We start from the raw sequence: 12,963 nt of genomic DNA, 5'->3' as shown, positions 1-12,963 counted from the left end.
CCGTTGTTCAAATAAATAATATTTGGGCGAATTTCAGAAGTCAGCTCCTGATATCAGCCATACCATGACATCGCCGAATCAAGAGAAAGCATTGTGATCCGATGCTCCAGATAAGGCAGATACCAAACAATCAACCGAGGATTAATCATGCCTGACAACACTATTTCAACACGCCTTCCTAACGAAATCCCGCAGAGCGGCAGCGGTCAGGCGGCTTATTCGAGCGCCATGAAAAACGATTCGATGATGGGCCAGGCGATTACGACCATGGAAGACATCATGGCTTTGTTCACCGAACTCGCGAATGCCAAATTCGGGCAGATGTCTACGAAGACGGAGATTTCGCGCGACGCCCAGGATAAAGCCAATCAGGTAGAGGCCGTCCTGGCCAAGTTGGCAAAACCGGATAGCAAAGCGCCGCTACCGCCGGATGTCGTTGCCTATATGCGCGCAAACAATATTCCAGTCAACGATAAGACGATCGATGAATTCATCGACACCCAATCCGATGCAGCACCGCATATTAAATTATTGGCCGCGATGATTGCCAGCGCCGGACCGGACGGCATGCCAAGCGCGTCATGGCAAAGCGTTGTCAGCTATATGGATGCGCAAGGCATCAAAGTGAATGGGCAGAAGGCGTCCGACTTTATCTGGGGGTCGCCGGAAGTCGGCAAGCAACCGAAGCAGAAGATATCTCTTGAACACATGCAGGAAATTCTCAATGCGCTGAAAGGTTCGGCACAGTTCGACAAAGGCGACCTGATGGCGGTGAAGGCGGCGCTTGAGTCGCTCTCGGGCCGGGCCTCCGATTTCGTGCAACAGAACCAGTTGAAGCTGCAGCAAATCATGCAGAACTTCAATACCGCCGTCAGCATGGCAAACAGCGTGCAGAGCATGAATGCGGAATCGACCAAATCGATCGCTCAGGCTATCCGTTAATCGTGGGCATCCCTTCATCCAATGGTGAAAACAAGAAGATTCGGGTGTTTTCAGGAAAACCTCTGCCATTCCCCGTCTTAATATCGCCTCATCGTATCGAGAAAGGATGTGTATGAAAGAGCTGACTCAACTGAGAGTGCTGATTGACGATCTGCAAAAACGCAGAGTCGCATTCAAGCAACAGGTAGTCGATTTTCAGTCGTTGCAGAGCGAAATTGCCGGTCTCCAGGAGAAAGCGCATTGCGATCCGATGGCAAGAAAGAAGTTGCAAAAACTCGATGAAGTCATGCAAGGCGGCGGCTATCAATTGCACCAGCAGATTATTGAAAAAGTCGCCAAAGTCGAGCGCAGCTTTGACCGGCTTGGGGAGCAGGTCCGGCAGCTCTCTCCCGTCGACAATGCGCCGTTGAAAAACAGCGTTGCATTGTCAACACCGGGTGCGAAGAAAAAATATAGTCGCGTATTTTTTTAATATCAATAGAGGATTCATCATGACCACGGCAATCGCTCCAACCCAATACCTTGATACCCCGCTCAGCAGCCAGACGGCTTATTCGAGCGCCATGCAAAACCATTCGATGATGGGTCAGGCAATCACGACCATGTCGGACATCATGGCGCTGTTCACCGAACTCGCGAATGCCAGATTCGGGCAGATGTCCAGCAAGACAGAGATTTCGCGCGACGCCCAGGGCAAAGCCAATCAGGTAGAGGCGATCCTGGCCAAGCTGGTAAAACCGGAAAGCAAGGTGGCGCTGGCGCCGGATGTGATTGCGTATATGCGCGCAAACAATATTCTGGTCAACGCCAAGACTATCGACGATTTTATTGCGGCGAACGGCCCTGATCTCGACAAAGGCGACCTGATGGCGGTGAAGGCATCGCTTGAGTCGGTCTCGAACCGGGCTTCCGATTTCGTGCAACAGAACCAGTTGAAGCTGCAGCAAATCATGCAGAACTTCAATACCGCCGTCAGCATGGCGAACAGTGTCCAGAGCATGAACGCGGAATCGACCAAGTCGATCGCTCAAGCCATCCGTTAACGATGGCGATTACATTCGATCGTCGCTTCCCGGGAGACGGGCTGCTGGCCGGCCTGTTCCATTCCTTCGACGACAAAACAGGCCGTGCCGATGTTGCGAGCAGCACGTTGCGCATCACAGCGGTGTCGGTCGATGCCGCCGTAGCGCAACGCCAGCCCCGCCCCCGCCCGGACGCGCCCACCGCGGGCAAGGAAAGCGTCTCGCTGCACGAAGCGCAAGCGGCCCTGAACCGGATTTTCGGGTGTATCGATGCGCTGCCGTCCGAGGGGATGGTTGTGACCTTGCAGAGTATCGAACAGGTCCCTATGGATTCCATGATGTTGGCGACCACCTTGCTGGCCACCAGGATCATGGGCGATACCGCGAACGCGAAGTCCAAGGCACTCGACATCATGAGCCGCAAGCAGCAGCAAATCCGCAACCAGGAGGTCAAGGACTATCGGGAACAGATGGACCGTGCGATTGCGCAGCAGCAAAACGCGAAGAAGGCGGCCCTGTTGGGTGTTGTCTTCGACTGGATCATCGCGGCGGTTGAAGTAATCGTCGGGATCGCCAAAATCGTCGGCGGGGTCATGAGCGGCAACGTCCTGATTGCCGCCGGCGGCGCGATGGACCTGATGGCCGGGCTGGCAGGCATGGTCAAGGCCACTGCCAACACCCTGGCGCTGATCGATTCCGAGAATGCCGGGAAGTACCGGGAAATCGCCGACGCTGCCGGAAAAGTCCAGTTGTCCCTCGAGATCGCAGGTGCGGTGGTGGACGTCACCAGTGCCGCGCGCAACATGCTGCTGGCCAAGGTCATTCCGAAAGTCGCCGGCAAGATCATGCAGGAGGGTGCCGAGCAGGTCATGAGCGCCGCCATCAAGGAGGGCAGCAAGGATGCCGCCAAAGGACTGGCCGCATCGATCGGCAAGGAAGTCGCCGACCAGGTTGCCGAGCAGCTTTTGCAGAATCTCGGCAAGGCCGCGCTGGAAGCGTCGAAGAAGGCCGGCAGGGAAGCAGTCGAGAAGGTGACGCGCCAATTCGGCGTCAACCGTATGCTGGAAAGCTTCTCGCGAGAATCAATCGAACGGATGGTGACCAGGTCGGTGGAAAAAATTGCCTGCAACGCGATCGACAAAGGTGCGGAAATGACGGCCAGCGAAGTGACCCGGGCCGTCACCAGGGAAATTAACCGGCGGGTACTGAAGGCGGCGCTCAAAGCCTCGACCTATGCGGCGGTGAATATCACGCGCGGCGCGATTGCAGGGGCTGGCAAGATCACGTCCGGCGTCCTCGCAGTGGAACGGGCCAGGCTGCAAAAAGAAATCGACACATTGGCTTTGGACCGGCAATGGCTGCAAACCTGCTTCGAATTCTACGAGCTGCAGAAAAAGGAAACCGTCAAGAAGGTGCGCGACCTGCTGGACAGTCAGGCCGAGGCAATGGAAGACGGCAGCAAAGTGATGAACCGGACCGCCGCGACGCAGGCCCGACTGGCTGCCTCGCTGGTCTGACCCATGGCGAGCAATACAAGGAGAGTAATCATGACGGAAGCAATTAAAGCCAATATGGCTGGTCAGGTCCGAATGGCTGAGCCCGCTGCTCTGCACATCGGCAGCGCGCAAGTCGAGTGTGAGGCTGGCGCGAGGGGATACGTTCCCACCGCCGCAACACAGGGAGAAGTGAATGCCGCGATAGGCGGCACGGTGCACGAGACATCGTTACCGCCTTTCGATAAACAGATCCCCGCGTTGATGAAGAGGCAAACCAGTCAAGACGGCGGAAGTGTCGACGCGCGCGAGAGCGGACCCGTGAGCATCGACAGGCTGATCGCAAAGCTACGGGAAATGTATAGCAAAAAGCGTGACATGGAGTGGTCGTTTTATACATCGTTGCAGCAAATGGCTTTTGACAAACAGGTGGACGCGGTGGCGACGAAGAATACGGCTATTGGCTTTGAGTGTCAGGCAAATACCGTCCGGGGCGCTGCCCGGATTGCATCCGGCTTCCTGGGTTTTGGGGCCGGGCTTGGCGGTCGCGAGATTGCCGCCAAAGCCGGCGCCAGCCTGGATCAGACCGTCAACGATATCGGCGGCGTAACGGCGACAGCGCTAACCCGTCAAAAGGAGGACGCCGGGTTGTTGGGCGACGTTGAAACAGGCGCGGCCGCAAAATTTTCGACGATCGTGGAGGAAGCCGCCGACAAGGCGATTGACGATTCGCGTCAGATGGATGGCGCATTAACGAGCCTGACCAGATCGCAAGACCGCATGTCGTCCGCGGTCAAGCTCTATCAGAAAAAATGGAGCGATTAATCAGGCCGTTTCGACACCGGCCGGGTTGCCGCGCTGGCCTAATACAAGGAGAGTAATGATGACGAATGCAATACAAGCTAGTACGGCGAGCCAGGTTCAGAGGGGCGCTCCGGCTTCCCGCAACATGGACGGCGCGCGCAAGGGCGTCTACGCCACCATGGACGACCTGATCGAGAAACTGCAGGAAATGAACGTCAAGATACGCGACGCGCAGCGCGCGTTTCATACATCGTTACAGCGCACGGCTTTCGACAAGCAGGTGCTGGCGCTAGAGACGAAGAAGGCAGCTATTCAACTGAACTACCAGGCCGCCATGGCGCAGGGCGGAACCCAGATTGGATCCGGGGTCCTGGGTTTTGGCGGTGCACTCACCGGCAATCATCTTGTTTCTGCCGCGACCACCAGCCTGGGCAAGACCGGCGAGGGAATCGGCGGCACCATTACGCCGGGGATTACCCGTCAGGCCCAGGAAGCCCAGCTGTTGGGCGAGTTTCAAGCCGGCACTTCCAGCGACTTTTTGAAAACCGTGGCGGCGGCGGCCGACAAGGCGACTGAAGCTTCGCGCCGGATGCATGAGGCAAGGCGAGACCTGACAGGATTGCAAGACCGCATCATGTCCGCGGTGAAGTTCTGATCAGTGCGTGTTTTTGATAGAAGAGGCCGATATGCATTTATCCCCAAGCACTAGTGCAACGCGTCATATTCCTTCCACTGCGTCTCCGGATGTAGTCGATTTGCAAGGCGGCAGTTCCTTGGACGACGATATGGCGCAAATCCGGCATCGTCCGGAACAGCAGCGCTGGTCTGAATTCACGGGCATCATCGATGCGGCTGACGCGCTTGCTCCAGAACAGCGTAACGTGCAGCTCATCGCACTCACCGGCCAAATCAAGCACCTGCATGAAGACCAGCGGTGGGAGGCGTTTGGCCGCATCTTCTGCGCAACCGACACGTTTGATGAGGCGCAACTCACGGCACTCGCCGGGCAAATCCAGCATCTGAACATAAACGAACGGCTGATCAGATTCAACGACCTGTTCGAGATGAGCAGGAAACTTCCTGCGGGACATCCGGCCGCACTCACCGAGCAAATCGAACACCTGACGCCAGAGCAGCGACGGGATGCATTTGATCGCCTCCTTGGCGCTGCGGTCGAGCTTGATCCCCAACACCGTGGCGCGCATCTCGAGACCCTTGGCGGACAAATCCGTTGGCTAGATAAAAAAGATCGATTGAATGGATTTGACGGCATCGTTCGAATAATTGAGCGGACTGTTGCCGTGGAGCAGAGTGCCGCGCAGTTCGTGACACTCGTAAAGCAAATCCCGCATCTGCCAAAACACTTGTTGAAGAGATTTGACTGCATCCTCGGAAAAATTACCGGGCTTCACAATGAGGAACAGCGTGTCGCGCATCTCAAGGCGCTGATACAGCAAATCGAGAGTTTGCCGGAAGGATTGCAGTTGGATGTATTTCGGCGCATTGCCGTTGGGATTAGAACACTTGGCAAGGAACAGCAGCTTGCCAGGGAATCGTGCATCGCGCTGCTCAACGAACTTGAAGGTCAGCTCCGCTGGATATCGACGGATGGTTACAACGATCAGGTAATAGCGAGGGCATGCATTATTCATGTAACCAAGGACTTGAACTTACGGGAGCGGGCCTCTCAAGCACCGGACACAAACCAGGACATGGCTAAATACGCTTTGGCGGAACCTGAACAGCTTCAACCTCTGAACATCGCGTTACCGGCATCGCCTCAATTTCCGCCGGAACAATTCGCTCCCAGCAACGCCTTGCAAGCTATACAACGTCTGGCGGCGTTAGCCGACAAGAGCCCCACTGCCGCCGCCGCCGCAGTGATGGCACAGCATCGCGATGGCGAGCATATCGGGCTGAGGATTGCCCGGCTGATGAATTCTTATCCGCGCGCCGCTGAAACGCCGCTCAAGGCTTATCTCGAACTGGTCAATGCGCTGCGCGCCAGCGGTCACTTGACGCATGAGGAAGTGCAGTCGCTGTTGTTGCCTGAAATCAAAGAAGAACGACACTTGCCGATCAGCGCGGCAGTGGCGTCGCATTGGCAATCGCCGGTAGCGGAACCGTTCGTGGTCACGCTTGCGAACACCGCGCCGGAGAGCGCTGCGAAGAAAGTTATTCGGTCCCGATTGCGCCTGGAGCAATTGGATTCGTATCACCCGCAGGGGCAGCTGCGAGAATCAGCGGATTTCTATAAGCAGATCAAGCGCGGCATGAAAGGTCTGTCTCCCGATGAAAAGAATACGCCGGCGCTGCGTCTATTGGCTGAGCATAGGTTGATCCCGCCGGAGCGTGAACTGGCCGGGATGGTAGAAAAATTGCCGTCTGCCGCGCCCACGGCTGCAAGCCCCATGCGCACGTTGCGCGAAATTGCGTCGCATAGCGATGACGTGATGCCTGTGGTGCTGAAGCAAGAAGCCCAAAAACAAAAGCAGGATGCGGAACTGGAGAAGGCGTTCGCCAATTATCAAACAAATTGGCAGGCGGCGGAACGCGAGCGGGAAGCCAATAAATCTTCACCCTTGGCAGTGCTTGTCGCGGGACTTTCCAACCAATTGCATGCTCAGGGAGTCGCCTTGCATGCTCAGAAGCGACTAGGCATTGCACAGCAGGAACAAGCTCAAGCAACCCGACGCCGATTGGATGATCTGCAATATCAGCAGAAGCGGGATTGGGCACTGCCGAGTGATGTCACTGCGCTAATGCGCGCGGGTCTGGTGGCGGAGCCCAGCCGTTCAACCGCAAACGCAGGCAAGGAAACAGAGTATGCGCTGTCGCAAGAGAGTCAGCGAGCCGGGCAACGTGAAGAACAACTGGGTGAAGAAAAACAACACGCCATCAGACGCCGGGTGGCACAGGATGTGGCTGATGCGGCAGCGGATCGGCATTATCTTGAAACGCGGGAACTGCTGTCGCGTGCTCCCAGTACTTCGACCCTGCCTGTGCTCAGCGATCCTGCGCGGGCGCGGACTCATGGTCAGCGGGTTGCCGTGGCAGAGTATCTCGATGAGAGCGGCCAGCCCCGTACCCAGGCTCGGTAACGGGGGAATTACCGGCGCCATTGCGCCGGGATAAGCCGCCAGGCACAGGAAGCCCAGCTGTTGAGTGAGTTACACGTAAGCATTTCCAGCGACTTTTTGAAGCCCGTGGTGGCGGCCAGCGACAAGACGGCAGGAGCTTCGCACCCGACCCATGAAGCAGGCAGAAACCTGACTGGATTGCCGGACCGCATCCTGTCCACGGTGAAGTTCTGATGCGTACGTGTTGTTGATAAAAGAGGCCAGTATGTATTTACCCAGCACCAGCGCAATACGTCATGTTCCCGCCATTTCTATGGGCGAGCAGGAGCATGCAAGCCCGGCGGACGAACTCCAACAGGCGGATCTTTCCCCTCCCGTCACGGTAGCGGAGGCTAATGAATGCCAGCAGGCCAGGTCGTTGTACCGGGAGAATCCTGGCGGCGGAACGCTCGCTCAGGAGCGTCGGGCAAGCCGACTCCTCATACAAGCACAGAGCGTCACGCAGTTGACGCAGTTTCAAGCGTTACTTGGTGAGCCTTGCGACGACATGGAGGTTATCCGGGACTTGAGAATGTCTCTGCAGGCGTCTCCGCTTGCGGCACTGATCAGTCGGATTTCCGCGTTGCCGAACAGAGACCGGCTTGCCGCGTTCAACCTCATCCATGACAGCGTGACTGCCGCGCGGTTTCCGATGATGCACCGTGCCGCTCCGCTCGCCGCACTCGCAGGGCAAACCGGTCATCTGCGGCGGGACGCCCGGGAGGCTGAACTCGGCAGGCTCCACGATGCGATCGATGTACTGCCTGGGCAATACCGCGCCGGGCCGCTCACGGCGGTGGCGAACGAAATCGGCCTCTTGCCGACAGCCGGACAGCAGTGGAACATGCTGAACCGGGTTCTGGTGACGACTGCTCCGCTGGCGGAGGAACATCGGGTCGCACCGCTGGTGGCAGCCGCACGACAACTTTCGGAAGTGTTGATCCAGCAGTCTGCTGCTCAGGGACGCCACATCTTCAACCTGGTTTTGATGGAGGCAAGCAGACTGACGGACGCACAGGGCCGTGTTGCGCCGCTTGAGATGCTTGCGCGCTACATTCCCGATCTGGCGGCACCTGACCGGGAAGGCGCATACGGCGGCATCCTGTCGGCAGTCGCGCTACTTGCCGCGCCAAACCGTAGTACTGTGCTCGAAACGCTGACGCGTGCAATTTTCTATCTACCGAAGTTCGTCCGGGGGCATGTGCTGGACGGAACCCTGTCGGAGATTGTCAAGCTCCCTGCGAACGAACGTGGCGCACCGCTTACCGCACTCGCAGAGCGGATTCCCAATCTGGGGGAGCCTGAGCGGGCAAGTGCGCACTGCCGCATCCTGTCGTTGGTCGCCAGGCTTGCTGTGCAAGATCGTATCAAGGTGTTGGACATGTTGGCGTGTGTCATCCCCAGTCTTCCGATGCGCGTCCGGCGGCACGCGTTCGTAGAAACCCTGACGGCGATCAAGCGGCTTCCAGCGAGCGAGTTCATGGGGGCCGGCACCCTGCTCGCGCATCTGCAGCAGCGGATTCCGGCTTTGCGGGCAGATTATCGGGAAGCTGCATGCCAGCTCGTTCGGGACGCTTATCCGCCATCACTGAGAATGGCGCCGGATGTCCGCCAGCATTACACGGACTCCGGCTGGATAGACCGCTTGGCAATCGTCACGAACCCGGAAAGAACGTCCGTCATCTCCACATCCAGAAGTGTGTCGCCCGGCGGAACGGTATCTGAAGCGCTGCGGCACTATCGGACCGGCTCGGTGCAATTCGGAGCCGCCGGCAACCGCAATGTACTGCTGGAGCCGGTCGATGCGGACGGCACGCGGCGATGGCATCTGATCGGTCAAAACGGTGAACGCCTGAGTCAATCCCTCCAGCGTCGCTATGCTGGCACGCTGACACCGGAATATACGCCGCCCGTTCTGCAGCGCCAAGGCTGTCCATCCAATACACAGACCGTGAACGATGTGACGGAGATGGCATATTCTCTGCCGGAAGCTAAGCGGTTTCGACCTCTGCCCAGCGCGCAACCGGGATCGCCTCAATTTCAAGGGGAAGAATTTCAGCCGGAACAATTCGTTCTTCCCAGCCATGCCTTGCAAGCCATACAACGTCTGGCGGAGTTAGGCCTTGAGAGCCCCGCTGCTGCTGCCGCCGCAGTGATGAAACAGGGGGGTGGCGCACATATTGGCGTATGGATTGCCGGGCTGATGAATACATTTCCGCGTTCCGCTGAAGTGCCGCTCACAGCCTATCTCGATCTGGTCAATGCGCTGCACGCCGGCGGTCACTTGACGCCTGAGCAGGTGCAGTCGCTGTTGTTGCCTGAAAGTGAAGGAGAACGGCATTTGCCGATCAGCGCGGCAGTGGCGTCGCATTGGCAATCGCGGATAGCGCAGTCGTTCGTGATCACGCTTGCGAACAGCGCGCCGGAGAGTGTCGCGCAGCAAGTTGTCCAATCCCGATTGCTCCTGGCGCAATCGGATCAGCATCATCCGCAAATCAGGATGCAAGGTTCAGTGGATTTCTATAAGCAGATCAAGCGCGGCATTGAAAGCCTGCCTGCCGCCGGGCAGGATACGCCGGCGCTGCGACGATTGGCTGAGCATGGGTTGATTCCTCCGGAGGAGAAACTGGGCAAGATTGTAAAAAAACTGCCGGCGGCTGCGCCCACGACGGTAAATCCTATGCGCACGCTGCGCGAAATTGCGACGCATAGCGGTGACGTGATGTCGGCGGTGGCGAAGCAAGAAGTCCACAAACGACAAGAGGATGCAGAGCTGGAGAAGGCGCGTGTCATGCATCAAGCAAATCGGCAGGCGGCGGAACACCAGCAGGAAACCAAAAAATCTTCGCCCATGGCAGCATTGGTCGCGGGATTCGCCGGCCAATTGCATGCCCAGGGAGTCGTCTTACATGTGCAGAAGCAAAGGAGCATTGCACAGCAAGAGCAAGGGCGCGTGGTCCAACGCCGATCGGAGCATGCGCGAATGGTTCAACGTCGATTGGAAGAGGAGCAAGATCAGCAGAGGCGAAATCCCGCGGCTCAGGTGGCAGGACCCTCACACGTAAGCACAGACGCAGGTAAGGCGACAGGGTATGTCCTGTTGCAAGAAAGCCTGCGAGCCGGACAACGTGAAGAACAACTGCATGAAGCTCAACGCGCCATCGGACGCCAGGTGGCACAAGATGCGGCAGCGAATCTAAAGCGTATTGAAGCGGAGGAAATAGCATCGTCGCAGGCGCGTGAAGAAGAATTGCGTACTCTGGAAATATTGTCGCGTGCTCCCAGTACCTCGAACCTTCGTGATCCTGCGCTGGCGCGCACCCGTGGTCTGCGGGTTGCCGTGGCAGAGTATCTCGATAAGGGCGGCCAACCCGGTACCCAGTCTTTTGCACGGTAGCAACGAGGTCGGCACGCGACTTGGCGGCTGAAGCTTCGTTTCTGATGCCTGAAGCAACCGGAGACCCGATTGGACGGCATTCCGTTCGCGCTGAAGTTCCGGTTTGTAAGTTATTTTTGATAAAAGAGGCCGATATGCATTTGTCCCCAGGCACTAGCACAATGCGTCATATTCCTACCGTTTCGTCTCCGGATATAGCCGCCTTGCAAGGCGGCAGTTCCTTAGACGACGAAATAGCGCAAATCCGGCACTTGGCACCAGAGCAGCGACACAATGCATTTGGGTGCCTTCTCGACGATACGCCCGAGTTTGATCTGCAACGCCGTGTCGCGCATCTAGGGACCCTTGCAGGGCAAATCCGTTGGTTGGATGAACAGGATCGACTGGGCAGGTTCGACGACGTCATCGGCGAAATTGATCAGGCACCTCGCGAGGAGCAAAGCGCCACAGAGTTCATGAAACTCGTAAGGCCACTAGTAGAGCAAATTCCGCACCTGTCAGAAGATCGCCGGCAGGATGGCCTGGAGCGCATTCTCGACAAAATTTCCAAGCTTCCCGATGAGGAACAGCGTGGCGCGCAGCTCCGGGCGCTGGCAGATCAAATCGCGGGTTTGCCGGAAATACGGTTGGGTGCATTGAGGCGCATTGATGAAGAGGTTCGACGGCTTGGTCAGGAACAGCAGCTTGCCAAGGATGCACTGCTCGACGAACTGACAGACCAGATCAGTTCGTTACCGTTCGAACGGAGGGACCACAAGAGCCAGGTGTTGGCAAGGAAAGGGGCCAGGAAGTTGAGCCCGCTAAAGCGCCGCCCCTTTCAAAGAACAACCAGCGAGGAACAATACGCTCAGCCTAGCAAGGCTTTGCGGGCGCTAAAAGATCTCGCGGAATTTAGCCTTGAGGAGCCCGCTGCCGCTGCCGCCGAAGTGATGAAACGACATGGCGACGGTGCACATATTGGCTTATGGATTGCCAGGTTTATGCATCAATCTCCTTGCTTAGGCAGAGCACCGCTCAAAGCGTATCTCGAACTAGTCAATGCGCTACGCGGCGCCGGTCACCTGACGCCTGAGCAAGTGCAGTCGCTGTTGTTGCCTGAAATCAAAGAAGAACGCCACCTGCCGATCAGCGCGGTCATAGCGTCGCATTGGCAATCGTCGGTAGCCGGGTTCTTCGTGATAACGCTTGCGAACGCCGCGCCGGAAAGCGTTGTGAAAGTTGTTGAATTCTTGAGCCTGAAGCAATCGGGGATTGATTTCTATAAGCAGATCAAACGCGCCATTCAAAATCTGCCCGCCGATAAACGGGATACACCGGCGCTGCGCCTGTTGGCCGAAAGGAATCTGATCCCGCCGGGCCGGGAGCTGAGCAAGATGGTAAAAAATTTGCAGGGTGCCGCACCCACGGCTGCAAGCGCTTCTATACGCACAATTGACCAGATTGTGACGAGTATTGATAACGTGATACCTGAGGTGCTTAGGCAAGAAGCCAAAAAGCAAAAACAGGATGCAGAGCTGGAGAGGGCGTGCGCCACGTATCAGGCAAATTGGCAGGTGGCTCAACGCCGGCGGGAAGCCCAAAAATCTTCGCCCGCGGCAGCAGTTGTCGCGGGATGCTTAAGCCTCTTGCATGCTCAGGGAGACGTTCGTGTTCAGAGGCAACTGCGCATTGAACAGCAGGAACAGGTCCGGGCGGCCCAACGCCGCTTGGAAGAGGAGCAAGATCAGCAGAAGCGGTGTCGGGCGCTGGCGAGCGAGTTCACTGTCCTGATGCGCGCGGGTCAGCTTATAGAGCCCGCCCGCTCAAGCACAGCCGCCGGCAAGGGGGTAGAGCCCGTCCTGACACAAAGTCAGCGAGCCGAACAGCGTGAACGTGAAATTCAACGCGCCATCGGACGCCGGGTAGCACAGAATGCGGCCGCTGCGGCAGCAAATCGGCATTATCTTGAAACGCGCGAAATGCTGTCGCGTGCTCCCAGTACTTCGACCCTGCCTGTGCTCGGCGATCTTGCGCGGGCGCGGACTCATGGTCAGCGGGTTGCCGTGGCAGAGTATCTCGATGAGAGCGGCCAGCCCCGTACCCAGGCTAGGTAAGACGGGGGAGGAAATTGCCGCAGCATTGCGCCGGGGAGAAGCTGTCAGCCACAGGAAGTCCAGCCAGGCGCCCGAATAAACTGTACCTGCACG

Annotated in this window: 10 protein-coding genes; all 10 read left to right on the top strand. The window is 57.6% G+C overall.

What is annotated here, in order from left to right; all coding sequences use genetic code 11:
* The first annotated feature begins 147 nt into the window (after positions 1-147).
* The 10 genes from AC3CHX_RS13070 to AC3CHX_RS13025 all read left to right on the top strand — a co-directional run bounded on the left by AC3CHX_RS13070 (position 148) and on the right by AC3CHX_RS13025 (position 12,870).
* On the top strand, positions 148-942 hold the full coding sequence (locus AC3CHX_RS13070; RefSeq protein WP_488644428.1) for a secretion protein EspA: 795 nt from the start codon (positions 148-150) through the stop codon (positions 940-942).
* Between the two features lie 112 nt (positions 943-1,054).
* Positions 1,055-1,414 carry a hypothetical protein gene (locus AC3CHX_RS13065; protein ID WP_488644427.1) on the top strand — a complete coding sequence of 120 codons (360 nt, stop codon included), beginning with the start codon at positions 1,055-1,057 and terminating at the stop codon, positions 1,412-1,414.
* A gap of 19 nt (positions 1,415-1,433) precedes the next feature.
* Positions 1,434-1,985 carry a type III secretion system translocon protein SseB gene (gene sseB / locus AC3CHX_RS13060; RefSeq protein WP_488644426.1) on the top strand — a complete coding sequence of 184 codons (552 nt, stop codon included), beginning with the start codon at positions 1,434-1,436 and terminating at the stop codon, positions 1,983-1,985.
* Between the two features lie 2 nt (positions 1,986-1,987).
* The gene (gene sctE, locus AC3CHX_RS13055) at positions 1,988-3,481 is read left to right on the top strand and encodes a type III secretion system translocon subunit SseC family protein (protein WP_488644425.1); all 1,494 of its coding nucleotides are present in this window, start codon (positions 1,988-1,990) and stop codon (positions 3,479-3,481) included.
* Positions 3,482-3,511: 30 nt separating this feature from the next.
* Positions 3,512-4,282 (top strand): hypothetical protein, encoded by a 771-nt coding sequence (locus tag AC3CHX_RS13050; RefSeq protein WP_488644424.1) that lies wholly within the window; start codon positions 3,512-3,514, stop codon positions 4,280-4,282.
* 55 nt (positions 4,283-4,337) lie between these two features.
* Positions 4,338-4,916 carry a type III secretion system translocon protein SseD gene (gene sseD, locus AC3CHX_RS13045; RefSeq protein ID WP_488644423.1) on the top strand — a complete coding sequence of 193 codons (579 nt, stop codon included), beginning with the start codon at positions 4,338-4,340 and terminating at the stop codon, positions 4,914-4,916.
* A gap of 31 nt (positions 4,917-4,947) precedes the next feature.
* On the top strand, positions 4,948-7,362 hold the full coding sequence (locus AC3CHX_RS13040) for a hypothetical protein (RefSeq protein WP_488644422.1): 2,415 nt from the start codon (positions 4,948-4,950) through the stop codon (positions 7,360-7,362).
* A 60-nt stretch (positions 7,363-7,422) separates the two neighbouring features.
* On the top strand, positions 7,423-7,575 hold the full coding sequence (locus tag AC3CHX_RS13035; protein WP_488644421.1) for a hypothetical protein: 153 nt from the start codon (positions 7,423-7,425) through the stop codon (positions 7,573-7,575).
* A 31-nt stretch (positions 7,576-7,606) separates the two neighbouring features.
* Complete coding sequence (locus AC3CHX_RS13030) at positions 7,607-10,777, top strand: hypothetical protein (protein WP_488644420.1); 3,171 nt, start codon at positions 7,607-7,609, stop codon at positions 10,775-10,777.
* A gap of 161 nt (positions 10,778-10,938) precedes the next feature.
* Complete coding sequence (locus AC3CHX_RS13025) at positions 10,939-12,870, top strand: hypothetical protein (RefSeq protein ID WP_488644419.1); 1,932 nt, start codon at positions 10,939-10,941, stop codon at positions 12,868-12,870.
* Positions 12,871-12,963: the final 93 nt, after the last annotated feature.

The sequence above is a fragment of the Glaciimonas sp. OK215 genome (assembly GCF_057787885.1).
The sequence above is the reverse complement of the archived record's forward strand: the minus strand, read 5'-3'. Positions and strand labels throughout refer to the sequence as shown.

What these genes read in the sequence shown, in the direction of transcription:
- AC3CHX_RS13070 (WP_488644428.1), top strand. Translation starts at nt 148, where the DNA reads ATGCCTGACAACACTATTTCAACACGCCTTCCTAACGAAATCCCGCAG.
- sctE (WP_488644425.1), top strand. Translation starts at nt 1,988, where the DNA reads ATGGCGATTACATTCGATCGTCGCTTCCCGGGAGACGGGCTGCTGGCC.
- AC3CHX_RS13040 (WP_488644422.1), top strand. Translation starts at nt 4,948, where the DNA reads ATGCATTTATCCCCAAGCACTAGTGCAACGCGTCATATTCCTTCCACT.
- AC3CHX_RS13025 (WP_488644419.1), top strand. Translation starts at nt 10,939, where the DNA reads ATGCGTCATATTCCTACCGTTTCGTCTCCGGATATAGCCGCCTTGCAA.
- sseD (WP_488644423.1), top strand. Translation starts at nt 4,338, where the DNA reads ATGATGACGAATGCAATACAAGCTAGTACGGCGAGCCAGGTTCAGAGG.
- AC3CHX_RS13050 (WP_488644424.1), top strand. Translation starts at nt 3,512, where the DNA reads ATGACGGAAGCAATTAAAGCCAATATGGCTGGTCAGGTCCGAATGGCT.
- AC3CHX_RS13065 (WP_488644427.1), top strand. Translation starts at nt 1,055, where the DNA reads ATGAAAGAGCTGACTCAACTGAGAGTGCTGATTGACGATCTGCAAAAA.
- AC3CHX_RS13030 (WP_488644420.1), top strand. Translation starts at nt 7,607, where the DNA reads ATGTATTTACCCAGCACCAGCGCAATACGTCATGTTCCCGCCATTTCT.
- sseB (WP_488644426.1), top strand. Translation starts at nt 1,434, where the DNA reads ATGACCACGGCAATCGCTCCAACCCAATACCTTGATACCCCGCTCAGC.